At 58.9% G+C, this 23,670-nt stretch carries 15 protein-coding genes and 1 other RNA gene; 13 read left to right on the forward strand and 3 right to left on the reverse strand.

Translation table 11 applies throughout. From position 1 onward, the window contains the following. Positions 1-207: 207 nt before the first annotated feature. The gene (gene mscK, locus CFN46_RS04010) at positions 208-3,792 is read left to right on the forward strand and encodes a mechanosensitive channel MscK (protein ID WP_246116571.1); all 3,585 of its coding nucleotides are present in this window, start codon (positions 208-210) and stop codon (positions 3,790-3,792) included. A gap of 80 nt (positions 3,793-3,872) precedes the next feature. On the opposite strand, the gene CFN46_RS04015 is transcribed toward mscK, so the two are convergent. Genes CFN46_RS04015 through CFN46_RS04025 form a run of 3 tightly spaced genes read right to left on the reverse strand, consistent with a single transcriptional unit; the run spans position 3,873 to position 7,602 of the window. Continuing rightward, positions 3,873-5,138, reverse strand: a complete 1,266-nt coding sequence (locus tag CFN46_RS04015) for an ABC transporter substrate-binding protein (RefSeq protein ID WP_088742776.1) — start codon at positions 5,136-5,138, stop codon at positions 3,873-3,875. Then, positions 5,132-6,799: a sensor histidine kinase gene (locus tag CFN46_RS04020; protein WP_254918399.1), complete on the reverse strand. Its 1,668-nt coding sequence runs from the start codon at positions 6,797-6,799 to the stop codon at positions 5,132-5,134. Before CFN46_RS04020 ends, CFN46_RS04015 begins: the two co-directional genes overlap by 7 nt. Then, the gene (locus CFN46_RS04025) at positions 6,796-7,602 is read right to left on the reverse strand and encodes a response regulator transcription factor (RefSeq protein ID WP_024953269.1); all 807 of its coding nucleotides are present in this window, start codon (positions 7,600-7,602) and stop codon (positions 6,796-6,798) included. The genes CFN46_RS04020 and CFN46_RS04025 overlap by 4 nt, the downstream gene beginning before the upstream one ends. A 151-nt stretch (positions 7,603-7,753) precedes the next feature. On the opposite strand from CFN46_RS04025, the gene CFN46_RS04030 reads away from it, so the two are divergent. The 12 genes from CFN46_RS04030 (at position 7,754) to CFN46_RS04085 (ending at position 23,357) form a co-directional block, all read left to right on the forward strand. Continuing rightward, positions 7,754-8,833: an AbrB family transcriptional regulator gene (locus CFN46_RS04030; RefSeq protein WP_254918401.1), complete on the forward strand. Its 1,080-nt coding sequence runs from the start codon at positions 7,754-7,756 to the stop codon at positions 8,831-8,833. Between the two features lie 132 nt (positions 8,834-8,965). After that, positions 8,966-9,062: signal recognition particle sRNA small type (gene ffs, locus CFN46_RS04035), an RNA gene on the forward strand. A 382-nt stretch (positions 9,063-9,444) separates the two neighbouring features. Then, positions 9,445-11,661: a DNA polymerase III subunit gamma/tau gene (gene dnaX / locus CFN46_RS04040; protein WP_088742778.1), complete on the forward strand. Its 2,217-nt coding sequence runs from the start codon at positions 9,445-9,447 to the stop codon at positions 11,659-11,661. 134 nt (positions 11,662-11,795) lie between these two features. Then, on the forward strand, positions 11,796-12,128 hold the full coding sequence (locus CFN46_RS04045; protein WP_024953266.1) for a YbaB/EbfC family nucleoid-associated protein: 333 nt from the start codon (positions 11,796-11,798) through the stop codon (positions 12,126-12,128). Further along, positions 12,128-12,754, forward strand: a complete 627-nt coding sequence (recR, locus tag CFN46_RS04050) for a recombination mediator RecR (RefSeq protein WP_024953265.1) — start codon at positions 12,128-12,130, stop codon at positions 12,752-12,754. The genes CFN46_RS04045 and recR overlap by 1 nt, the downstream gene beginning before the upstream one ends. Positions 12,755-12,914: 160 nt before the next feature. Further along, a complete protein-coding gene (gene rnd, locus CFN46_RS04055) occupies positions 12,915-14,102 on the forward strand; it encodes a ribonuclease D (RefSeq protein WP_051511117.1) in 1,188 nt (395 codons plus the stop codon). A gap of 121 nt (positions 14,103-14,223) precedes the next feature. Continuing rightward, entirely contained in the window at positions 14,224-14,520 is a 297-nt protein-coding gene (locus CFN46_RS04060; protein WP_024953263.1) for a YcgL domain-containing protein, read from the forward strand. 79 nt (positions 14,521-14,599) lie between these two features. Continuing rightward, positions 14,600-15,079 carry a YcgN family cysteine cluster protein gene (locus tag CFN46_RS04065; protein WP_035160496.1) on the forward strand — a complete coding sequence of 160 codons (480 nt, stop codon included), beginning with the start codon at positions 14,600-14,602 and terminating at the stop codon, positions 15,077-15,079. 256 nt (positions 15,080-15,335) lie between these two features. Next, positions 15,336-16,037: a TetR/AcrR family transcriptional regulator gene (locus tag CFN46_RS04070; protein WP_088742779.1), complete on the forward strand. Its 702-nt coding sequence runs from the start codon at positions 15,336-15,338 to the stop codon at positions 16,035-16,037. Positions 16,038-16,186: 149 nt separating this feature from the next. Next, on the forward strand, positions 16,187-17,389 hold the full coding sequence (locus tag CFN46_RS04075; RefSeq protein ID WP_088742780.1) for an efflux RND transporter periplasmic adaptor subunit: 1,203 nt from the start codon (positions 16,187-16,189) through the stop codon (positions 17,387-17,389). 3 nt (positions 17,390-17,392) lie between these two features. After that, the gene (locus CFN46_RS04080; RefSeq protein WP_088742781.1) at positions 17,393-20,473 is read left to right on the forward strand and encodes an efflux RND transporter permease subunit; all 3,081 of its coding nucleotides are present in this window, start codon (positions 17,393-17,395) and stop codon (positions 20,471-20,473) included. 256 nt (positions 20,474-20,729) lie between these two features. Beyond that, entirely contained in the window at positions 20,730-23,357 is a 2,628-nt protein-coding gene (locus tag CFN46_RS04085) for a YbeU/YbeR family protein (protein WP_088742782.1), read from the forward strand. The last annotated feature ends 313 nt before the right edge of the window (positions 23,358-23,670 follow it).

The following is a 23,670-nucleotide window of genomic DNA, read 5'->3' on the forward strand; positions in this document are numbered from 1 at the left end:
GCCGCGGGAGCCGAGCTGCGGAGTATGGAGCAATGATCATGACAAGTCTGCCATTCTACTGGCTGTCAGGTGCCTTGTTCCAGCACGTTGATGCCGACAGAGGCTGTCGCTACTCCATGACACTCCGACTCTTGGGAGGGTAAGTCACTGCGTGGCGCGACAAGGTTTTCATGGCAGTGATTGCGCGCGTTGCAGGCGCAGTCGACAATGCAGACACTGCGGGCCGTGTGGACGCCGCACAAGAACGATGGCGCGGTTGAGGAGATGGATGTGACAGGCAATAACCCCTTGAGACTGATGCTACTGACAGGCGCCCTGATACTGATGGTGCTGTTGTGTGGTGTATCGGAAATAGCCAGCGCTGCAGCCCCTGAAAGGTCTAATGTTCAGAGCCAGCTTGAGGACCTGCAAAGCGTTGAAAAACCTGACGCTGATACACGTCAACGAATAGCCGATCTCAAGGAAACGTTGACGGTACTGGATGACTTCAGCGAGGCGACAAGCAATCTGCGTAGTCTCAAGGCCGAGATCAAGTCGGCCCCGGCAGACTTGGTCGAGGTGCAGGCTGAGCTGTCACGGCTGCCGCAGGAATATACTGCGCTAGACGAAAAGACACTTGATGGTGAGTCGGTTGATGCGCTGGACAAGCGCATGACGGCCATTCTCGATGAGCTTCAGGCATTGCAGGACAAGCTGGCCGATACCAACCGTCGCCTCATCGATGCCCAAAGTTTGCCAGAGCGTTCGCGCTCCACGCTGGCCGATGCGCAGCAGCAGGTACAGCGGCTGGAGACTCAGCTCTCCAGCAATGATGATCAGGAGTTGAGTGGAACTGGACGTGATTTGCTTGAGGCGCGTTTGGCGCTGGCGGATACGCGTGGCGAATTGAGCCATGCCGAGCTCAATTCGAGCTCTCAACTGCGCGCGCTGGCTCAGGTTCGCAAGACATTTTATAGCCGCCATATCGAGACCCTCGAGAAAGATCTTCAGCAGATTCAGAATCTGGTGAATGACAAGCGGCGTAACCAGTCCGAGAAGACGATTGCGGATGCGACCAGCGGTGAGAATGCGGCGTTGGCCGACAACCCCATTTTCAAGCAGGTACTGAACCGCAACCGTGAACTCAGCAGTCAGTTATTGGCGATTACCGATCGTGTCAATGCAGTGATTCGTGATGGTCTGGAAGTGCGCACCCAGTTGGATCGGGTGACTCAGGTTGAGCGCACGATGAGTGAGCAGATCGAAGCCATCAAGGGCAGCGTGTTGCTGGCACGTATTCTGCGTGAGCAGCAGAGCCGCTTGCCCAAGGTGGATGTACGCCAGGACTTGAAAGAAGAGATCGCTGATCTACGCCTCAGGCAATTCGAGCTTAACAAGGTGCGTGAGCAACTCACCGATATTCCCCATTACCTGAAAAGCCAGGTGCTGAGCGAATCGGCAGCGTTGGAGCGCCCAGGCGGTAATAGCGATAATGCAGAGGTCAGTGACGAGCTGCGTCAGGCACTGATTCGTCAGCTGGATGCACGCAAGGAGTTGGTCGACAAGCTCGACAAGGAATACGACAGCCTGCTGGCGCGCGCCATTGATCTTCAGCTCAATCAACAACAGTTGCTTGAAGTGTCGGGACGTTTACGCCAGACCATCGAAGAGCAGCTGTTCTGGGTGGCCAATGGCAAGCCGCTGGACCTGGACTGGCTCATGCGTTCCCCCGAGATGCTGTCCGAGGAACTCAAACCGACCGTATGGCGCGCCGTGATGGCGGGCCTATCCAAGGGCTTCCAGTTGACGGATATGTGGTTCGGGCTACCAGGCTTGTTGTTACTGATCTTCATCACCTGGAAGCGCTCACGCATTCGCGCTCGGCTGGCGGACCTGCATGCTCAGATCGGACGTCTCAAACAGGACACCCAGCTACATACGCCGCGCGCCATCCTGTTGAACGTGTTGTTGGCGATTCCGGGGGCATTGGCCCTCGCGCTGGTTGGCGGAGTGTTGTCGCTGGGCGAAGGCATCATGCTATGGGCGCTGGGGCAGGCCTTGCTCAAGCTGTCACTGGCCTGGGGCATCTTTGGCATCTTCCGGCGACTGCTGGTCAAGGACGGTGTGGCGGAGCGTCACTTCCAATGGCCGGCGACCTATGTGGCGGAACTACGTCGTCAGCTGTGGTGGATTGGGTGTGCGCTGCTGCCGGTCATTCTGGTCACCAATATCATCAGCGAGGCCGATCTCAATCTGCTTGAGCGCCCGTTGGGCCTGTTGATTCTGTTCGGTGGGTTGGTCGCGATGAGCGTCTACCTGTCACGATTGATTCTGGCGCATGTGCCGTTCTTCGGGCTCAAGCTGTTCCGCCTGATTCTCGGCCTCGCGCTGGCGATGGTGCCGGTGGCGTTGGGTGTGCTGATCTGCCTGGGCTATGAGTATACTGCGCTACGTCTGAGCGGGCGCTTCATTACCACGCTTTATCTGTTTGGTGCCTGGATTCTGGTGGAAGCCACGGTGATTCGAGGGCTCGCGGTGGCTGCACGGCGGCTGGCCTATCGTCGCGCCATTGCTCGGCGTCGTGCGCAGGTACAGGACGGAGCTGAAGGCAGTGCCGAGGTGGTGGAAGAGCCACCACTGGACATGGAGCAGGTCAATTCCCAGTCACTGCGACTGTCGAAGCTGATCCTCGTCATCAGCTTCCTGTTCATCTTCTATGTGGTGTGGGCGGACCTGCTCAATGTACTGAGCTATCTCGACAGTGTTGTCGTGTGGGACATCGCGGCATCGGTTGAGGGGGACCCGGCGACCCCCATCTCACTGGCGGATTTGATCGCGGCGATGGTCACTCTCGGCGTGGCGGTGATGATGGCGCGTAACTTGCCGGGCTTGCTGGAGGTGTCGATCCTGTCGCGTCTTGAGCTCAAGCAGGGCTCCAGCTACGCGATTACCTCATTGCTGTCCTACGTGATCATGGCGACCGGCTTCGTGATGACGCTGGGGAGCATGGGGGTCAGTTGGGACAAGCTGCAGTGGTTGGTGGCGGCGCTGGGTGTCGGGTTGGGGTTTGGCTTGCAGGAGATCTTTGCCAACTTCATCTCGGGCCTGATCATTCTGTTCGAGCGTCCGGTGCGCATCGGCGACACCATCACGGTGGGTAACTTGCACGGTACGATCAATCGTATCCGGATCCGTGCCACCACGGTGACCGACTTCGACCGCAAGGAAATCATCATCCCCAACAAGGTGTTCGTCACTGATCAGCTGATCAACTGGTCGCTGTCTGACAACGTCACACGGGTGGTGCTCAACTTCGGTGTTGCGCATGGCAGTGATCTGGATCTGGCGCATCGCCTGTTGTTGCAGGCCGCGCAAGAGAACAAGCGGGTGCTCAAGGACCCGGAGCCGCTGGTGTTCTGTCTGACCTATAACAAGGACAACTTCGGCTTTGAACTACGTATCTATGTCAATGACCTTACTGACCGTCTATACGCGACGGATGAGATCAATCGACTGATCGATGCACGCTTCCGTGAACATGGCATCAAGGTCGCCTTCCAGCAGATGGATGTCTGGCTGCATCGTCAAGATGGCACCGAGCGTCTGGTAGAGCAGCGCGATATGATGCCGCAGATGCAGCGACCTGCCAGTGGTTCGCCGGAGAGTAGCGAGCACCTTGAAGGCGGTGCACTGATTGCGCGTCGCAAGCCAACCAATGATGCGCTGGCGGGGCGTGAAGATGCCGGACTGCGCGAATCAACGCCCGATGCACAGGACGGTGATGGCGGCGGTGGCGATGCAGGAGGGCGCTAGCCCGCCTGGCATGATGTCATGCAAAACACACAAGGCGCCCTGCGGGGCGCCTTGTGTGTTTTGAAATACGCCCTATGACGCTACTTTTCCTGTATCACCGGCGGCGGTGCCTGAAACTCCAAGGTCCAGCGGCTCAGGAAGCTGGCTTGCTTGAGACGGTCAAGCGTCGCGAGCAGACCGGGGCCGATATCGATGGGGCGTAGAGCGTCGCCTAGCCGCTCCCGCAGGTCATGCGCACTGCCTTCGCCTCGCACCTCGGGGTGCAATGCGCCGAGCTCGCTTTCATTTGCGACACGCTGTTGGCCTTCTGAGCTCAACCACCAATCGAGAAAGGCTTCACCTGCCTCGGGGTGTGGTGCCTGGCGAGGCACAAAGGCCAACCGGCGCTGAATCAGCACGTAGTCTTCCGGCACGATGACCTCAAGCTCAGGATGCGTACGCGCGAAGGTCACGGCATAGGGGCCGACAAGGTTGTAGGCGATATCCACCTTGCCCTCCGCCAGTGCCTCGAGCATCGCGCCAGTGGTGTTGACCAGTCTGGCATCGGCCTGGCCCATGGCGCGCACCAGTGTCCAGTAACGCGGCGACTGGCGGGCATCCGATACTGCGTAGGTGAAGCCGGAACCGCTGGCACGTGGGTCATAGGTGATGATGCGTCCTCGTAGCACGTCACGACGTGTCTCCAGCAGATGCCAGAGATCACGATGACTGCGCAGTACATCACGTGGATTGCGCAGGCCATCGAGGTCTGCCAGTCGCTGCATGGCATCACGGCGTGCCACCATCACGATGGGTTCGAAGCTCATGGCGTATAGCTCGTTACGCCAGCGCGAGTTGTCAGGCCAGGCCAATAGATTCGGCGTGTCCAGCGCCCGGGCATGACCTTGATTGGCCAGTCGGTACTGCAGACCCATGGCGGAGGAGATCATCAGGTCAGCGCGCGTCTTGAGCGGAGCCTTGAGATAGGTCGCCTCCAGCGATAGGGCGGAGCGATTGACGTAGTGCATGAGGAGATCTGGGTGCTTGCGGCTGTAGCGCACCAGCAGTGGGCGTATCTCGGGGAGATCCAGCGCGGCATGAATCTCGAGATCGGCCCTGTGTGACATGTTGGCATCGGTCGCCGTGCTATCGCGCATACTGTCAGCGGTCGTATCGAGCCGCTTAAGCGGCTGGCCATTACGCAGCCACAGTGTCTGATGTTCATCACTTTGTGGATCGAAGCCGGGATAGGTATCAGCAGCGGATGCCACCTGTGTCAGCAATAGGCTCGACAGCAGCAGTACTGGTAACAGCAGTGAGGAACGCCGGGTTCTTGATCTGGCGCGCCGGCCGCGGGTGACTAGCATGCAGTGCCTCCTTCGATGTCATCACTGGCCGGTGGCGGGCAGGGTTCAAGATACAGGCTGACGCGCAGTCCGCGCCGTGGCGTGTCCGTGATACCTGTCTCCGTGCCAGCCACAGCAACAGTCTCAGCGTCAGCATGGGCGCCGGAGTGGGTATTGGCGTTGGTATGAATGTTGGCATCGCTCAGTGTCAGGCGTGCATCGTGATGGCGGGCAATCCCATCAACAATTGCCAGTCCTAGCCCAGCGCCTCCACGCGTGGCAGGGGCCGATTCACTGTCTGGCTGAGCGTGGCGATGAAAGGGACGTAGCACCAGCAGGCGGCGTTCAGCCTGAATGCCGGGACCATCATCCTCCACGCCAAGTATCAGGCGTCCCGCCAATGACTCAGGTGTCTCGTCATCACTGGTAGTGGCGACTCGGGCCAGCGTTAGCGTGACGATGTGCGCGCCATGCTTGCAGGCATTGTCGATCAGATTGGCCAGCCCCTCTTCAAGTTGCCACGCTACGCCGAGTGTCCAGGCAGTGTTGTCGATTTCAGCCGCTATCTCGAGGCCGAGATCGACACCCGCGCGATCACAACGCAGGAAGTGACGACTGACAGTGGCGCGGGCGAGCGCCGATAGTTCCAATGGCACACGCTCAGGCTGTACCTCAGGGTTGTTGAGTCGTGTCAGCGAGAGCAGTTGACTGGCGAGGTGCGCGGTATGACTGGCGGTAGCCTGCATTTGCTTCAGTGCAGCGTGCCAAGCGGCAGGGTCTTCGTTGCGCAGCGCGAGCTCAGCATGCGCCGAGAGACCGGCCAGCGGGGTACGCAGCTGATGTGAGGCGTCGCCAATAAAGCGCTCCTGATTGACGCGTACTCGTCGCATGCGTGCCAGCAGCTCGTTGAGAGTGTTACGAAGTTCTTCCAGCTCACGTGGGAGTGAGAGGTTGAGCGGGGCAAGACTGCGGGGATCACGCTCGCGGATAGCACGTCTGAGGCGTATCAGTGGTGACAGTGCCAAACGCACACCGATCAACACGACCAACAGTGCCAGCACGGCCATGCCAGCAATGCGTATCAGCGAGCCGCTGAACAGTTCGCGCGTCAGTGCCTCGCGACCTTCGCGGGTGTGGGCGACGCGGATGCTGAAGCGCTGACCATGACGGGGATCATCACCCCAGCCCCCAAGGCGAGTCTCGAGACTGCCAAGCCGCAGCGCCTGTCCTTGCCAGGCGATGTCGCGAAAGGCGAGTTCGCCACTACGCCCCAGCGCCTCTTGTGAGGCGTGAGGCCCAGCTGCGAGTGTATTGGCATCCGGTAGACGCGTGTTGCCAGTGACCTGTTCTCCATCGGCATCTACCAAACTGTAGAACACGCGTTCCTGGGCATCGGTCGCCAGCATTTCCAACGCTGCCGGTGGTAGGTCGAGCCATAGCTGACCGTCTTGCCATTTGACCTGTTCGGCGATGGTGACCAAAGAGGCCTCCAGTAGCCGGTCATAGGCGCGGTCTGCTGCATCGCGTGCCGAGAGAAACGCTTGTACCAGCAATACCGTACCTAGCGCCAATAGCGGTATCAGCAGCCAGCTCAGCAGGCGGCGATAAAGGCTGATAGACCTGTTGGACGTCGATGCGGAAGGCTCGTTGATAGCGCCCTCTGAGTTGTCAGCAGCATTCACTCTGGTGAGTCCATTGCTGGCGCGCCGGCCTGTGCAGCCGATGGGGGGGAAGTATTTTCCAGCAAATAACCCAGCCCGCGTACCGTCCGCAGCCGGACATCACTGCCTTCCAGACGTTTGCGCAAGCGGTGCACATAGACCTCGATGGCGTTATCGCCGACGGCCGCATGACTGCCGAAAGCCTCCTCGGTCAGACGTGCCTTGTCGACCGGCTCACCGGCATGTTGAATAAGGCAACCGAGTAGACGCTGCTCACGCGGTGGCAGTGCCAGCGGTGTATCCGCCAGTAAAAAGCGCGCATTGAGGGGCTCGAAGGCGAGGCTGCCAATCACCAATCGCGCCGCCGTCCGAGGACTGTGGCCGATGGGCTGCAGACTGGCATGACGGCGTAGCAGGGCGCGTACGCGGGCCTCCAGCTCGTCGAGTGCGAAGGGCTTGGCGAGATAGTCATCGGCCCCGAGGTCCAGTCCACGCACACGGTCCTCGATGGCACCACGTGCGGTCAGAATCAGTACTGGCGTGTGACGGTCGTGCTGACGTAGTGCCGCCAGTATCTCGAGACCTGAGGCGCCAGGCAGGTTGAGGTCCAGCAAGATCAGTGCGAAACCGTGTTGTTCCTCGTCAGCCAGCAGCGTTAGCGCCGCGCTGCCATTGGCCAGGTGAGTCACGCTGAGGCCATCGCCCTCAAAGACGCTGCATAGGGTGCTGGACAGCAGAGCATCATCCTCTACCAGTAGCAGCCGAGTCGTCTCGACAGGCGCGCTGGAGCTAGAGGGAGAGGGCGTCGGGTCAGGGTGAGTCATCCGGGCTCCGGGCAAAGGCGGGTCAACCATCCACGCAGGCAAGGTCTGTGCTCGCGGCGGCAGGTACTTTTCAGGATACAGGCAGCAGTCATCATGGCGTACTCCAGCGTATCATTGCCTCTTCATTTCGTGTCGTCGATAAGGATGCCTCATGTCGCTTGATGTTATGCGTCGGGGATGGAAATTCTGCCTTACGCGAGTGATGGCTCAATTGCCGCTAGGCAAGTCGCTGGCACTAGGATTGATAGGCGGCGGAGTATTTCAGCTCAGTGGCATGCCGCTGGCCTGGATGCTGGGGCCGTTGGTCGCCAATTTGCTAGGGGCGATGGCAGGGCTGGCGCTGGCCGTCCCCGATCGACTACGCAGTCTATTCATCGGTGTGTTGGGGCTGACATTAGGTGCGCGCGTTTCGCCCGAACTGATGTCGCACCTCTCCAGTTGGTGGCTTTCTGGCCTGTTGTTGTTACTGGGGGTGTGGGTATCGACGCTGGCCTGTGCCGCCTGGTATCGGCGCTGCGGTTTCGATGCCACTAGCGCCTGGTTCGCGTCGGTGCCTGGTGTACTGACGGCGATGGTGGTCGTCGGTGAGCGTAGCGGTGGCGATCCGCAGCGCATTGCGGTGGCTCAGTCGTTGCGTGTGCTGCTGGTCATCCTGATTCTACCGCCGCTGTATTGGTTGTTGGAGGGTGGTACCTCGACAGCGGATAATGAGAAGGTCGTCATTGGCGGGCTGTGGTTGGTGTTATTGCTGCCAGTGCTGCTGCCACTAGGCAAGCGTCTGAGACTGCCCAATGCGGCATTGTTGGCGCCACTGTTGGTCGCGATGGCGTTCTCGCTGGGTGATGTGGCGCGCTTTTCACCGCCGGTGTGGGGCACCGATGTGATGCAGCTAGTGCTGGGCTGCGCGATTGGTGCGCGCTTCAAGGGGCTGGCGCCGCGAGTGCTGGCCGGCCTGATGGCACAGTCAGGTGTCGCAACGCTGATTGCGTTGGCGGTATTGGGTGTGTTTGCCGAGCTCATCCATCAGCTGATGGGGGTGCCGCGTGATGTTGCCTTTCTGGCGCTGGCACCGGGAGGGATCGGGGAGATGGCGTTGTTGGCTGTTGCACTGGGGTTGGATCCGATTTTCGTCGCGTTCCACCATCTACTGCGGATGATTGTCTTGATGTTGATGCTGCCCGTGATGGTACGTCACTTCCGGCCGCGGTCTCCTCAAGATAAGGCACACTAAGCGGTAGTGGTATCGCCTCTTGTGAGGGACGGAATGCGCTGTTATAGTGTGCGCCTTGATCACGCCAAGTGCTTGAAGTTCAAGCGGTTGGGCAGGTCACTCCTTGAGTGATGATCATGTTGTGGTGGCCCTTGTTGGTCCTCTCGCAATGCTAGGCTGCAAACTCCGCCAGGCCCGGAAGGGAGCAACGGTAGCGGCTGACGTGTGTGCCGGGATGTGGCTGATAGGGGCCGCCTCCATTTCAGGGCTCTAAAACTTTCATTGGCAACATGAAAGTCTCGTGTTCACCGAAATGATTTCCCCTCGTACTCCCCCCTACTTTTCTGAAATGCCCGCTTTTTCGAACACCAAGCATTTCTTGTGATACCTCTTAATATCTTGTGATACCCCTTTGCAGTGCCCTTCAGGGCGTTTCGTCGTGTCTGGCGTTTGGGGACGTGCGGCTTAATCCTTATCTGGATGTGGCAACGTGCTTTGAAGCCACTCGGCAAGTCGCTAGAATGAGCGCATTCTCAGTGAGACCTCAAGCAGGGTCTCCGCCTGTCGATTGCTGGTGGTGAGTTCAACCACGTCGCACAGGTCCCCAGGTCACCCAAGGAATGCCCCGCTCAATGAGCTATCAGGTATTGGCGCGCAAGTGGCGCCCGCGCAATTTTCACGAACTGATCGGTCAGGAGCATGTCAGCCGTGCGTTGGTCAATGCCCTCGATCAGGGGCGCTTGCACCATGCCTATCTGTTCACCGGGACCCGCGGTGTCGGCAAGACGACGCTGGCACGCATTCTCGCCAAGTGCCTGAACTGCGAAGAGGGCGTCAGCTCCACGCCGTGTGGCGTGTGCGGTACCTGTCGCGAAATCGACGAAGGGCGCTTCGTCGACCTGATCGAAGTCGACGCCGCCTCGCGGACCAAGGTCGAGGACACGCGAGAACTGCTGGACAACGTCCAGTACGCACCGACCCAGGGCCGCTACAAGGTGTACCTCATCGATGAGGTGCACATGCTGTCGACGCACAGTTTCAATGCGCTGCTCAAGACGCTGGAAGAGCCGCCGCCCCACGTCAAATTCCTGCTGGCGACGACCGATCCGCAGAAGCTGCCGGTCACCATTCTGTCGCGTTGCCTGCAGTTCACGCTCAAGAACATGCCGCCGGTACGCGTGGTTGACCACCTCAAGGACATTCTCGCTCGCGAGGAAGTCAGCTTCGAGGAAGATGCCCTGTGGCTGCTGGGCAAGGCGGCCGATGGCTCGATGCGTGACGCCATGAGTCTGACTGATCAGGCGATCGCCTTCGGCCATGGCAGCGTGCGTCGCGAAGATGTCGCTGCGATGCTCGGTACGCTCGATCATCGTCATGTGCTGGCGCTGCTTGAATGTCTGGCCTCGCTGGATGCGGCAAGCCTGTTGGCTGAAGTCGCGATGCTGGCCGAGCAAGGCCCGGATTATGGCGGCGTGCTGGATGACATGGCGTCCGTGTTCCACCGTCTGGCGATTGCCCAGATGGTGCCGAGCGCACTGGACAACGGCCATGGCGACCGTGAAGCGCTGTTGGCGCTGGCCTGTCGTTTCACCGGCGAAGACGTGCAGCTTTATTATCAGATCGCTTTGCAGGGGCGCGGTGACATGGGCAATGCGCCCGATGCGCGAACTGCGCTGGAAATGACGCTACTGCGCATGCTGGCTTTCCGTCCGCAAGGCGTGCCGCGCCCGGCGCAGACGCCGCTGCCGATGACAGGACAGCCGGTTGCCAATCAGCCGACCGCCTCCAGTACTGAAGCGCCGGCATCAGCTCCGCAAGTACCGGTTCAGCAAGTCCCCGCTGAACAAGCCCCAGTTCAGCAGACCCCGGTTCAACCGGCTGCCGAACCGACAGCACCGATGGCGGAAGAGCCGCCGCCCTGGGCAACGGAGGACGTACCTTACGACGCCCAGGATGCCGGCTTTCACGCACTAGACAGTAGTGAGTCTTCATCAGTTTCACAGCCCGTGTCACAAGCCACCCAGCCGGTTGCTCAGCCAGCGCACCAGGCAGTGTCGCCACCTGAAAGGGTTGCTGAGCCCGCTTTGGAGCCAACTTCTGCCTCAGTGTCTGAGGCAGAGTCAGTCTCGGCGCCAGAGCCTGTGGTTGGTAGTCAGGTGGCCAGCTCGGCGATGGCGCGCTTGAGTGCTGCCTTCGGTAGCGGCGCTGAGACGACGGTGGAAGCCGAGCCAGTAGCAGTACCTGTTACAGAGCCCGTCGCAACACCAGCCGTCGCACATGAATCAGTAGAAGCTGAGTCAGTATCATCAGCACCTGCTGCAGAGCCTATCGCCGTTGCAGCACCTGCTGTTGCGCCAGTGGAAGCACCTGAGCCCGCTGTTGCAAATGAGTCTGCGCCGGTCGCGAGTACGCCCGTGACTACGCCGCAGGCATCGACGGCAGATGGACGCCTGAATCATGCTGCGTGGCTGGAGCTGTTCCCCGCGTTGGGCCTCGGTGGCATCACACGCAATATCGGTGCGCATTGTCTGGTCGAGCACGATGATGGCACGCACCTGAAGCTACGCCTCGATCCCGCTCAGTCGGCGATGATGGCGGATGTGCACCGCGAGCGTATTCACAAGGCGTTGGCGGGGCAGGGAGTGGAGCGCGTGCTTGAGGTGAATGTTGCACCGCTGCCAGAGGGATTGGAGACGCCACATAGTCGTCGTATTCGCATGTTGGGCGAACGCCACGTGCGTGCGGTTGAAGCCTTGCGTGCTGACCCGCATATTCAGTTACTGGAGCAGGAGTTGGGTGCGCGTCTGCTCGAAGACAGCGTCAACTCCTTCGAGCCAGACAACTTCTGATGTTGTCAGTCAGATGAACAGCACAGGGGCCGGTGAGGCATTGAAGCGGCACCGGTCATCAGGAAGCCCTGTCACGGTTTGACGCGGCTTCCGATGCATATTTCATATTCAACAGATTATTGATGAGGTGAGTCATGTTTGGTGGAAAAGGCGGTATGGGTAACATCATGAAGCAGGCGCAGGAAATGCAGGAGCGCATGCAGCAGGTCCAGGAAGAAGCGGCCAAAGCTGAAGTTCAGGGTGAATCTGGCGCAGGCATGGTCAAGATCACCATGAACGGACGTCACGATGTGTCGCGCGTCGAGATCGATCCGAGCCTGATGGAAGAAGACAAGGAACTGCTGGAAGACTTGCTGGCTGCCGCCGTCAATGACGCAGTGCGCAAGGTCGAAGTCGCTTCCAAGAAGCAGATGGAAGAGGCGACTGCCGGCATGAATCTTCCGGCTGGCTTCAAGATGCCCTTCTAATGGGCTTTTCGCCGCTGGTTGATCAGCTGCTTGAAGCGCTACGGGTATTGCCAGGCGTGGGGCCGCGGACCGCGCAGCGCATGGCACTGCATCTGCTCGAGCGTGACCGCATGGGCGCCGACCGCTTGGTCGGTGTGCTGGGCGAAGCGCTGGAGCGTGTAGGCTACTGTGCACGCTGTCGCACGCTGACCGAGGAAGAGATCTGTCAGCTGTGTCTGAGCCCGCGGCGTGACGAGCGCGTGCTGTGCGTGGTGGAATCCCCCGCGGATCAGCTCGCCATCGAAGGTGCGGGTGGCTATGTGGGGCGCTATTTCGTGCTGCACGGCCATCTTTCACCGCTGGATGGTATCGGGCCTGAAGATATCGGCCTCGATGCGCTGGAAACCCGTGTGCGTGAGAGCCAGATCGAGGAGCTGGTGCTGGCCACCAACCCTACGGTCGAGGGCGAGGCCACGGCGCACTACATTGCCGAGCAGCTTCGCGACGTCAATCATGGCGGGCAGTTGCTCAAGATGACGCGTCTGGCCTACGGCGTGCCGATGGGGGGTGAACTCGAGTATGTTGATGGTGGGACCCTGAGTCGCGCCTTCAGCGGTCGTTTGCCGTTTAACCTCGGCGAGATTTGACGGTTACGGCGCTTGCCGTGACATAGCAGTACGCCTGCGGGCGTGGTGGTCATAAGCCGCCACGCCCGTTGTCGTTTGCCGCCCGGTGTCTGGCAAGTGCCCGTCACCTTCATTTTTCCGCTTGCCCGGGCAAGCCTGTCACCGCGAGATTCCTACCCTGATGAGCGACCAACTTCCCGCTTCCGCTGCATTGTTGTCAGAGCTAGATTTCGACGCTATCTGGGTCGAGACTCCCGAAGCCTTGGCGACTGCCTGTGCCGAGCTTGAGGGCGCCGACTGGTTGGCGCTGGACACCGAATTCATCCGTGAGTCCACCTTCTTCCCGATTCCGGCGTTGGTGCAGTTGATGGCGGCCCGTGATGGTCAGCTACCAGGAGAAGACGGCACTACGCCGCGTATCTTCCTGATTGACCCGACCGTCGTGCCGGCCAGTGATGCACTCAAGCGCCTGCTGGGGGCTGAAGGCCCGCTCAAGTTGCTGCATGCCTGTGGCGAGGATATGGAAGTATTTCTGCGTTGGGCAGGCGTCGCGCCGACACCATTGATCGATACCCAGATTGCTGAAGGCCTGACCGGTGGTGAAGCTTCGATGGGCTATCAGCGTCTGGTCGAGCGTGTTGCCGGTATCACCGTGCCCAAGGAAGAGACGCGCTCCAACTGGCTCAAGCGTCCGCTGACACAGGGCCAGTGTGATTATGCTGCGCTGGATGTGCTGTTCCTGCCGCAAGTATGGACAGAACAGCGCGCTGCGCTGCAAAAGCTAGAACGTATGGACTGGCTGAAAGAGGACTGCAGCGCACCGGGTAGCAGTGGTGGCTCGATACCTGATCCGGAGTACTGGAAGCGTCATCGTAGCCTGTGGAAGCTGAGTCCGCGGGGCCTGGCATCCTGGCAGGCGCTGTGTGAATGGCGTGAAGTACAGATTCGCAAGCGTGATGTACCACGTTCACGCTTGCTGGCCGATGCGCAGCTGTTTGGTATCTGTGAGCGCTTACCGATCAATCGCTTCGATATGGCCAAGGTGGAAGGCATGCGTCCGCCGCAGATCAAGCGTGAAGGCGATACCGTGCTTGCGATTCTCAAGGACGTGGCCATGATTGATGACAGTCAATTGCCGCGTGTGCCGCCTTCACCACTGGCGCCAGAGTGGAAGAATCGCATGAAGCGTCTCAAGCGAGAGGTGAATGCCGTCGCCGAAGCACAAGGCGTCAAGCCGGAAATTCTCGGCAGACGTCGTGACATGGAAGCGCTGGTAATCGCCGATCATGATGGCGAAGCATTGCCATTGCCCAGCGGCTGGCGTGGTGATCTATTGGCCGAGCGCCTGGCCAAGGCGCTGGCGGTATAGTCATTGCGTGGCTTGGTGAAGAAGGCTTGATGAGGAAGACCCGATAGCGTTCTCTCCGGTTGTGCCCGCGACCGGGAGTGATGCTGATGCGCGCAAGCGATGCCAGACGATGGATAGCACCATGACTGATGACAAGATGATCTGCGAGATATACAAGAGCACCCAAAAGGACGAGATGTATCTCTACGTCGAAAAGACGCGTGGACTGAAGGACGTGCCAGAATTCCTATTGGGAATCTTCGGCAAGCCGACTGCACTCATGACGATATTGATTCGTGCCAACAAGCCGTTGGCGCGCGTGGATAGTGTGACCGTGCTGGAGAAGATCCGTGAGCAGGGCTTCTACCTGCAGATGCCGCCGGCCAAGGAAAATCTCCTGAAAGAGCTGGGCGTGACACCGCCGGAAACGCATTACTGATATTGAGAGGCCAGTGTCCTGAAACTCCGGCCCGACCAGACTAGACAGACCTGCCGCCCGGCAGGGCGAGGAGAGCACGATGAGCAATGTCACGCCACCTGACGGCGAATTGCGTGAGCGTTTTTGGGAGCATCATGCACTGACGGCATTGAATACCGCGGAGTGGGAAGCGTTATGCGATGGTTGTGGCCAATGTTGCCTGCTCAAGTTTGAAGACGAGGATAATGGTGATATCGCGGTACTGGATGTGGCCTGCCGTCTGCTGGATGTGAACAAGGTCAGCTGTCGTGATTATGCCAATCGTTCGACTCGCGTGCCGGGCTGTATTCCGCTGGATGTCGAGACAGTGGCACGACTGCGCTGGCTGCCGGAAACCTGCGGCTATCGTCGTCTCAATGAAGGGCGTGAGCTGCCGGAATGGCATCCGCTGCTGACGGGGGATGCGAAAAGTGTCAGGCGTGCTGGTGTTTCCGTCTCACGTTTTGCGGTCTCGGAAGCCTCGGTGCGTCAACAGGATCTGGAAGACCACATCATTGCGATCATTGATCCCGAGAGTTGAGATGCCAGAACTTGCGGTAAGGTGATTGACCAACATTCGTGAGATTTAAAAAGCGCAGCCATGGCTGCGCTTTTTTGTGTTTTTGATTCTTCATCAGTCTCTCCATGGAAGCCTTTAACCTGCTGATTTTTGCTGCAGGTGACGTTGTTACTTGTAAATAAATGAACGTTCATTTATTTTATGCGGCGTCTGCTATTCTTCACTTTTTCCTTTTTCAATATCTTTCACCTTCCTCGACTTCAAAAGGCCCCACGCCATGCGTCATCGCGATGAGCACAAGCAGCAGGCGTTACTTGAGGCCACGTTGACAGAGGTGTCCGAGCACGGCTTTGCCGTCACTTCCGTCGCGCGTATCGCCAAGGCGGCTGGCATGTCTCCTGGTACGGTCTATCTCTATTACCGCGACAAGGAAGCATTACTGGAAGCGACTTTCATGGAAGTCGCCCGACGTATCATCGATGTAGCGATCGAGGCGTTTTCAGCCCCGCTTTCCTCTGAAGCTTCTCAATCTTCTGAAGCCTTTCAACCCTCTGACGCGCCTGATTACATTGTCAGCCTCGAAATGATGATGAGCCAGGCTTCCAGTGAAGAAACGCTAGGTGCTGCGACGCATCAACTCAAGTCTGCTCTCGGGCGCGTCTGGCGAGCTTTGGTCAGTCTGGGGCATCGCGAGCCGGCACTGTTCCGCTTCCACGATCAATTTCTGCATTCTTCCCATATGCATGAGTCGCTCAAGATCGCCAATCAGGAGAAAGCCGCCGTTCTGTTGGATGCCTTCGCCATGGGCAAGCAGAGCGGCATCTTGAAGCAGATTGATCTCGTGCTGATCGAGATATTCCTGTTCCGCACGATTTATAGCTTGCTGCAGGGAGAAGGTTGTCAGATTCCGCCCATCAGTGATGAAAGCTTTGATCAGGCCTTTGAAATGGCCTGGGATGCGATTGCGCAGCGTCCTTAGACGCCAAGAGATGCCAGATGGGGCATGTTACCCACGTTGAAGCACTCGACATCACGATATACCGGCCATTATCAGACCTTGCCTTGCGGCTTCATGCAGCTTGCTTGCACTGCCACCTTTTGAACCATCGATTACTCAAGGGCTCACCGATGAATGTCTCGTCCCGTGCGTTGCGTCGTGCATCGTCACCCGCCACATGGCGTGGTGGTGCTGCGCTCAAGATGCTTTTCAGTCTGTTTCTCGCTGGTGGACTGGCGGCTTGTAGCGAGCCAGAAGCACCGCTGTCTCGTCAGCAGGTGTATCCGGTCAAGCTGATTGCGCTGTCCGATGAGGGAGGCGGTGTCATCCAGCGCTATCCCGGTGTCGTGGAAGCCTCTGAGCGCTCCAATCTGTCATTCCGAATTGGCGGTGAGCTGCGCACGCTGTCGGTACAAGCGGGCCAGGACGTCGAGAAGGGCGAACTGATTGCACTGTTGGATGATCGTGATGCCAACAGTGAACTCAATAATGCCCGCTCCAGCTTCAACCTGGCTCAGGCGACCTATAAGCGCATGAAGTATTCGGTAGATAAGGGGGCCATCAGCCGTGCACGCTTCGATGAGGCGAAAGCTGAATTCCAGTCGGCGCAGGCGCAGTTTTCGCGTGCGCAAGACCAGCTCAGTTATACCAAGTTGAAGGCGCCTTATGCTGGCGTGATCGCCCGTGTGCCGGTGGATAACTATCAGGTTGTTGCCGCTCAAGAGACCATTGCGGTGCTTCAGCAGCCAGGTCAGATCGATGTCACCTTCAATATGCCAGAACGTCAGGTGCGTGGCATTAATCGTGAGCGTGCCGCTGCTGGCCGTCGCGGAGATGAGGCACTGGCCTGGGTGCACTTCGGAAGTGGCAAGCAGCGCTATCCGGCTCGCTACAAGGAACATGACGCCAGCGCCAGCGAAGGCTCACTGAGCTATCAGGTCACCCTGACGCTACCTGAGCCGCAGAACATCACTGTGCTGTCGGGCATGAGTGCCACTGTAGAGTTGGATATGCAGCAGCTGACCGGTGCAGTGAAGGGACAGTGGCGAGTGCCGATGGAGGCTGTCGTGATGCGTGATTCAGCTCCCGATCAAGCAGTGGTCTGGCGTTATGTGCCCAAGGTGAACGATAGCGCTTCGGCCACTGACGGAGGGCAATCGGATGATGAGCAGGGCACGGTAGAGATCATCAAGGTGAAAGTGCTGCAGGCGACGGGCAAGGGGATGGTCATCAGTGGCGAACTCAGCGCCGGTGACCGTCTGGTCACCGCGGGCGCAAGCCGCATGACAGCTGGGGAGCGTGTGCGTCCCTGGGTCAAGGAAGCGGGGCTCTAATCCATGGTCGATTATTTCCTGAGGCACAAGGTCATCAGCTGGATGGTTGTGCTGCTGCTGTCAGTCGGCGGTGTGATGTCATTCTTCGGTCTCGGCCAGCTGGAATTCCCTGAGTTCACCATTCGCAATGCAGTGGTGGTGACTCAGTATCCGGGTGCAACACCGCAACAGGTGGAAGAAGAGGTCACGCTGCCACTGGAGAAAGCGATTCAGCAGATACCCAATCTCAAGCGTGTCAGTTCGGTCAATAGTTCCGGGCTGTCGCAGATTACGCTGGAGCTGGAGAGCAAGGTTCGCGCTGATGAGATGCAGCAGTACTGGGACCTGTTGCGTCGCAAGATCAATGACGCTCAGTCCAGTCTGCCGCCGGGCAGTAGTGCCTCTATCGTCAATGACGATTTCGGTGATGTGTTCGGGTTGTTATACAACCTGAGTGGGCAGGGGTATTCACCACATGATCTGGAAGATCAGGCTGATCTTTTGCAGCGTGAGCTGACACTGGTGGAAGGTGTGAAGAAGGTCACCATCGTTGGCGCACGCAGTGAACAGGTCATCGTGGCACTCGATCGTGATCGCATGCAGGCACTGAATATCTCACCCGATCAGCTTGCCAATCTGCTCAATGCACAGAACGTGATCGGGAACGCTGGTCGTATTCGCCAGAATGGCCTGTCGCTTGAGCTACAGCCCAGCGGCGAGTTCACCAGCGTACGTGATCTCGAGCAATTGGTGGTTGGTCGTCCCGGTAATGGTGGCCTGGTGCATCTCGGCGATATTGCCTCGGTGAGCCGTGAATACACCGAGTCTCCCTCGCGGACCTATCACGCTGATGGCAAGACAGCGCTATCGATGGGTATCTCGTTTGCCTCCGGCGTCAACGTCGTTGAGGTCGGTGAGCGTGTCGATCAGCACCTTGCCACGCTGGAAACACGCATGCCGCTAGGGATGGAGCTGACCACGGTATATCACCAGCCACAGGTGGTAGATGAGGCCGTCTCGGGTTTCCTGATCAACCTGGCGGAGGCCGTCGGCATCGTGATTCTGGTGCTGTTGCTCTTCATGGGGCTCAAGAGCGGCGTGCTGATGGGATTGGTGCTACTGATCACCATCCTCGGTACCTTCGTGATGATGTCGTTGCATGGCATCGAGTTGCAGAAGATCTCGCTGGGAGCGCTGATCATCGCGCTGGGCATGTTGGTGGATAACGCCATCGTGGTCACCGAAGGCATGTTGATTGGCTTGCAGCGTGGCAAGACCAAGCGCCAAGCGGCGCATGAGGTGGTTAGCCAGAATCGTCTACCGTTGTTGGGTGCCACAGTGATTGCGATTACGGCTTTCGCGCCGATCGGACTGTCGCCAGATGCCACGGGGGAATTCGTCGGTTCGCTGTTCTGGGTGCTGTGTTACTCGCTGCTGCTGAGCTGGATCACCGCGCTGACGCTGACTCCGTTCTTCTTCGACATGTTCTTTCGTGAGGCGCGTGAACGCGCACCGGAAGAGGTACAGGATGCACAGGAAGATCCCTACCGTGGCGTGATTTTCCGCGTCTTCCGCAGTTTGCTGGGCTGGGCTATTCGTCTGCGCTGGCTGACATTGGGCGGGGTGCTAGCGCTACTGGTGGTAGCCGTGATGAGTTTCGGTCAGGTCAAGAATGCCTTCTTCCCCGATGCCTCCACACCGCTGTTCTTCGTCGATGTCTGGACGCCGGAAGGTACCGACGTACTCGAGACCAAGCAGCGGATGATGCGCCTGGAACAGCAGGTGCTGAAAATGGAAAAGGTCAATCACGTCACCAGTATCACAGGGGGAGGCGCTCAGCGCTTCACGCTGACCTACTCGCCGGAGGACAGCTACGCGAGCTTCGGTCAGCTGATTGTCGAGACACAAGACCGTGATAGTCGCGAGGCACGAATGGAGGAAGTGATCCATCTGCTGCGTAGCCAGTACCCCGATGTGGAGTACAAGGTGCAGGCGCTGCAGGTGGGTCCTTCGGCCAAGGCCAGTCTTGAGGCGCGTCTCTATGGCGAAGACCCGGCTGTACTGCGGCAGCTGGCTGCCAAGGTACGTGGTGTGTTTGAGGATGAGCCGCTGGCAGACAGCATCCGTCTGTCGTGGCGTAATCGCGTCAATCGTCTGGAGCCTGAATTCCTCGACGACCAGGCGCGTCGGGTCGGGGTGACCCGTGATGCACTGCATCAAGCGCTGTTGATCAATAGCGATGGTGAAAGTGTCGGCGTCTATCGTGAAGGCTCGGAGTTGATCCCGATCCTGCTGCGCGGCGAAGAGGAACAACGCTTTGATCTGGATACATTGGCCAGTCTCAACGTGTGGAGCGAGGAGCAGGACACCTATGTGCCGGCTGGCTCAGTGATGGGGCCACTCAAGACCGAGCTGCGTGATCCACTGATCAAGCGACGTAATCGTGAGCGCATGCTGGCGGTATATGCCGAACCGATGCCACTCTCCGGCGAGACGGCGGCCAGTGTGCTGGGGCGTATTCGCCCCAAGGTCGAAGCCATCGAGCTGCCTGAGGGTTATCACCTCGAGTGGGGAGGGGAGTTCGAGACCTCAGCCGATGCTCAGAAATCGCTGTTCTCCTCGTTGCCGATGGGGCTGCTGGGTATGTTCGTGATCACTGTGCTGCTGTTCTCCAACCTGCGTCAGGCGCTCGCCATCTGGTCTATCGTGCCGTTGACGCTGATCGGAATCATCAGCGGCTTGATCGTGTTCGGTGCACCGTTCACCTTCATGGCACTGCTCGGAACGTTGAGTCTGGTCGGTATGGTGCTCAAGAATGCCATCGTACTGGTGGAAGAGATCAATGTGCAGTTGGCTGAGCAGGAGGATCGCTTCCAGGCAGTGGTGCAGGCGGCAGTCAGCCGTGTACGACCTGTCTCGATGGCGGCCATTACCACCATGCTGGGCATGATCCCGCTATTCCCGGATGCCTTCTTCTCCAGCATGGCGGTGGTCATTGTCTTCGGTCTTGGGGTGGCCACGTTACTGACATTGGTCGTGCTGCCGGTGGCGTATTGCGCGTTGTTCCGCATTCCAACCAGCAAGCCCGCGGTATCAGTGGTCTAGTGACAAACCTGTGACTTCTGACGTTTGTTGATTCATCGACGCCCGATGACAGTGCTGCTGTCCTCGGGCGTTATGGTGAATGCGGAAAGAATTTGCCAATTCTCTCGCTTGTTGACACGACAATGAACCGTGTCAGGTTCGCGTTAGGGGGCATCGCCAGAAGCGCCTTTCCGTTACACTATGCGCCGCTGGTCGCTATATGCGACCTTTCTGAATCGATGTATTTGTCGAATCCTGTCGAGTCGTGAGGTGTGCCTTGGTCGAACCCCTGAGTGCCTGGTGGGGGCAGCAGTTGGTGTTGTGCGGTTGGGGTTTCAGTGCCGCACCGGAAACGGTGTGGACGCCCGAGGAGGCGCGTGCGCGTCTGACGGCAATGGAAGTTCCTGATGCAGGCGAACTGGGATGGCGTTTGCTTGAAGCCTTCCCGAATGACACGCCGGACCCACTGCACCAGTTGGAGGCGTTGGAATTACTGGCGCTGGCCCGCACCGCCGGTTGGCTGTCTGCTGCGCGTACGCGCGGCTGGCAGCTGCGGCTGCTCACGGCAATCGCCGGGCACTTCAGTTCGCTTGATGATTGGCTGAAGGCACTCGCGCATTCCCGTAGTGACGCCGGCTGGACACGCGGCGACGATGGCTTCTTTGAAGCCAGCCTGGCGCTCTCGCAGCTTGAGCATGAAGACGCCGGCGTTACCTGGTCGCGACTGCAGACAGCGCTCGAAGACATCTCCACTGTGCCTGCCACTGAACTGTGGCCGCAGGGCGAGCGTGATCGGGTGTGGATGGCGCGCGCCATCTTCTCGCCCTGGGTCGGCGGACACGACGTGGTGCGTGACGCGAGCGGACTTTGCGAAGCGGCTGAAAGCGGCTTCTCTGCCGAGGCGCATTGGCCGGATGTGCAGCGTTGGTTGAGCGATACCTGGGCAATCACCGGGCGTGACGAGTTGATCCGTCTATTGCTGTGGCTGGCTGCTCAAGGCCATCGTTATGGCTGGGATATCGATAGCGCACGTCTGCTCGGTGCTAGCGGAAGTGAGCGTGCAGCGTGGCTCAGTGAGCTGGAAAATGACGCTGTCGAAGAAGCGGCTGCACGCAAGGCAGAAGGTAATAAGGGGCCGCCCGCGCATGCTGCCGCCAGTGCAGAACTCGCCGATAGCGCACTCGAACAGGGCCCGTCACCGGTGGCCTATGGTGAGTTGTTGCTAAATTATATGGATCGCGGTGAGCCACTGGAGTTTGCTGCATGGGACTGGCTACGACTGGTCGATCTGTCCTTTGCCGGACTCTGTGCTGGTTGGCTGAGTCGCGAGGAAGGCGAGGATTTCGCTGCCCACGGTGTCGACTTGCTGGTGCGTCGCTATGCTGACTGGCAGGGGGTAGCACGCGCCTACCAGCGCGGGCGAGGCTTGTTCGAAGGCGCTGACCTGATGCACGACACTGACAGTGATTGGCGTCCGCTGGTGTCTTCACCGCTGACACCGCTGCGCTGTCAGCTGCATGCACTGCTGCCTGATCACCTGCGTGAGCGTTCACGGACAGCGATCCGTCGCTGGCGTAGTGATAGTCGCCACTGGGTGCTGGCCATCGCCAGTATCCGTGAGCCCGATATTCTGTATCGTCAGGGATTGTCGTCTGATATTGACGAGCCTCGCCGCGAAGAAGCTCGCCAATATCTCAATGAGACACTGGCACTGGACACCCGTGATGGCGCGCAGGGCATGGCGCGCTTTTGGCTACCTGCGCAGGCACACCATCTTAATCAGCTGGCGGCAGATGCCGCACGTGGTGCCTTGCCTGATGCTCAGACACCGTTTGGCCGTGCTGACAGTGTTGAGCTTGAGCGCCGTCAGCGACTCGCGATATGCCACCGCCATCCGGCCACCATCGTGATGGCGGAGAAATACGCCTTTTATCTGTTGATGGTGCAGGACACGACTGACTTTGTCGTCGAGGAGCTGGCTGAGTGTGCCGAGCGCCTGCGCAGTGTGCTGTGTCGCTTCTACCCAGATGCGCGGCGCCTGCTGGAGGCCTGGGCAGTATGGGAGTCGGCGGTGCCAGAACTTGAGGATCATCCGCTCGCCAATGAGATCCGTTGGCACCTCGAGGACCCCGGTAGCCTGTTCCATTGGCTCGACTGGCATCCGCGTGCATGGGAGGAGCCAGGGCTACGCCCGAGTCTCGACCGCTTTACCTCCCTGGCACTCAGCGGGCCGCTCAATACACCCTGCTGGGGTGAGCCGATGGTGGAGTATGGGCGCGGTATCGAGGAACTTAGCGGCTGGTTGGAAGGTCACTATGGTCTCGGCAATGCGGAGATGTTGACGGGCTTTCTCGATTTCCTGCGTGATGCCGGTGATCGTGACGAATATCTGATCAATTACGGGCCTTACACGCTTAACCGCTCGCGCCTCGATAATGAGATTGCGGTGCTTGAAAGCGCCGAGAGAGGCGATGACGAGCAGGTCCATCTGGATCGTCTGCGGCGGGTCAGAGACAATGAAGCGCGTTGCAACGAACTGGATATGGCCGCGTGGGATATCGCTCAGATGGTTGATCTCGCGATTGCAGGTCGTCAGTTGGGATGGCTGGACGAAGTTGCCTTCACGGCATATCTCGACACTGCCTACGACATGGCGCGTGATCACTACGGTAGCTGGAAGGAATACGCACGTGGCCTGTTCGCTGGCTATGCCTTCTTCATGGGGGATACCGACCAGCGTGACAGCTTCCTGCGCGGCTTCCGTGATGCTTTGATTCAGTGGCTGACCGCTGCACCGCCGTTGGCGGGTGCATGGTCGAGTCTCGATTTCCCGGGTGCTCGGCCTGGTCACTGGCCTGCACTGCATTTGGATATCCTGAGCGGTGATGCCCGTACGTTGCATTGAGCCTGATGGGTTGATGCTTATTGGCATGGGCAGTTGGTTCAGCTGCCAGTGATCCATGAAATGCATTCGAGGGGATAGACAGTCCCCTCGATGAGATTTTGCCTGATGCTTTAGTCTATCATTGCAGGCAATGGCATACGGATTGCGTAAACATGCACTACCATCGTGCGAACGACCTTTCGTTGTCATGCCAGAGGTAAGGTGTGTCGCTGGTTTTTTGATTCGCATTTTAGGCAGGCAGATGTTCCACCACAATGGAGTACTTGCCTGCTTTACGTTTTTGTCATGCACCATCTGTTATCGCCGTCCGCAA

This window comes from Cobetia sp. QF-1, from assembly GCF_002213105.1.
Lineage (GTDB): Bacteria > Pseudomonadota > Gammaproteobacteria > Pseudomonadales > Halomonadaceae > Cobetia > Cobetia crustatorum.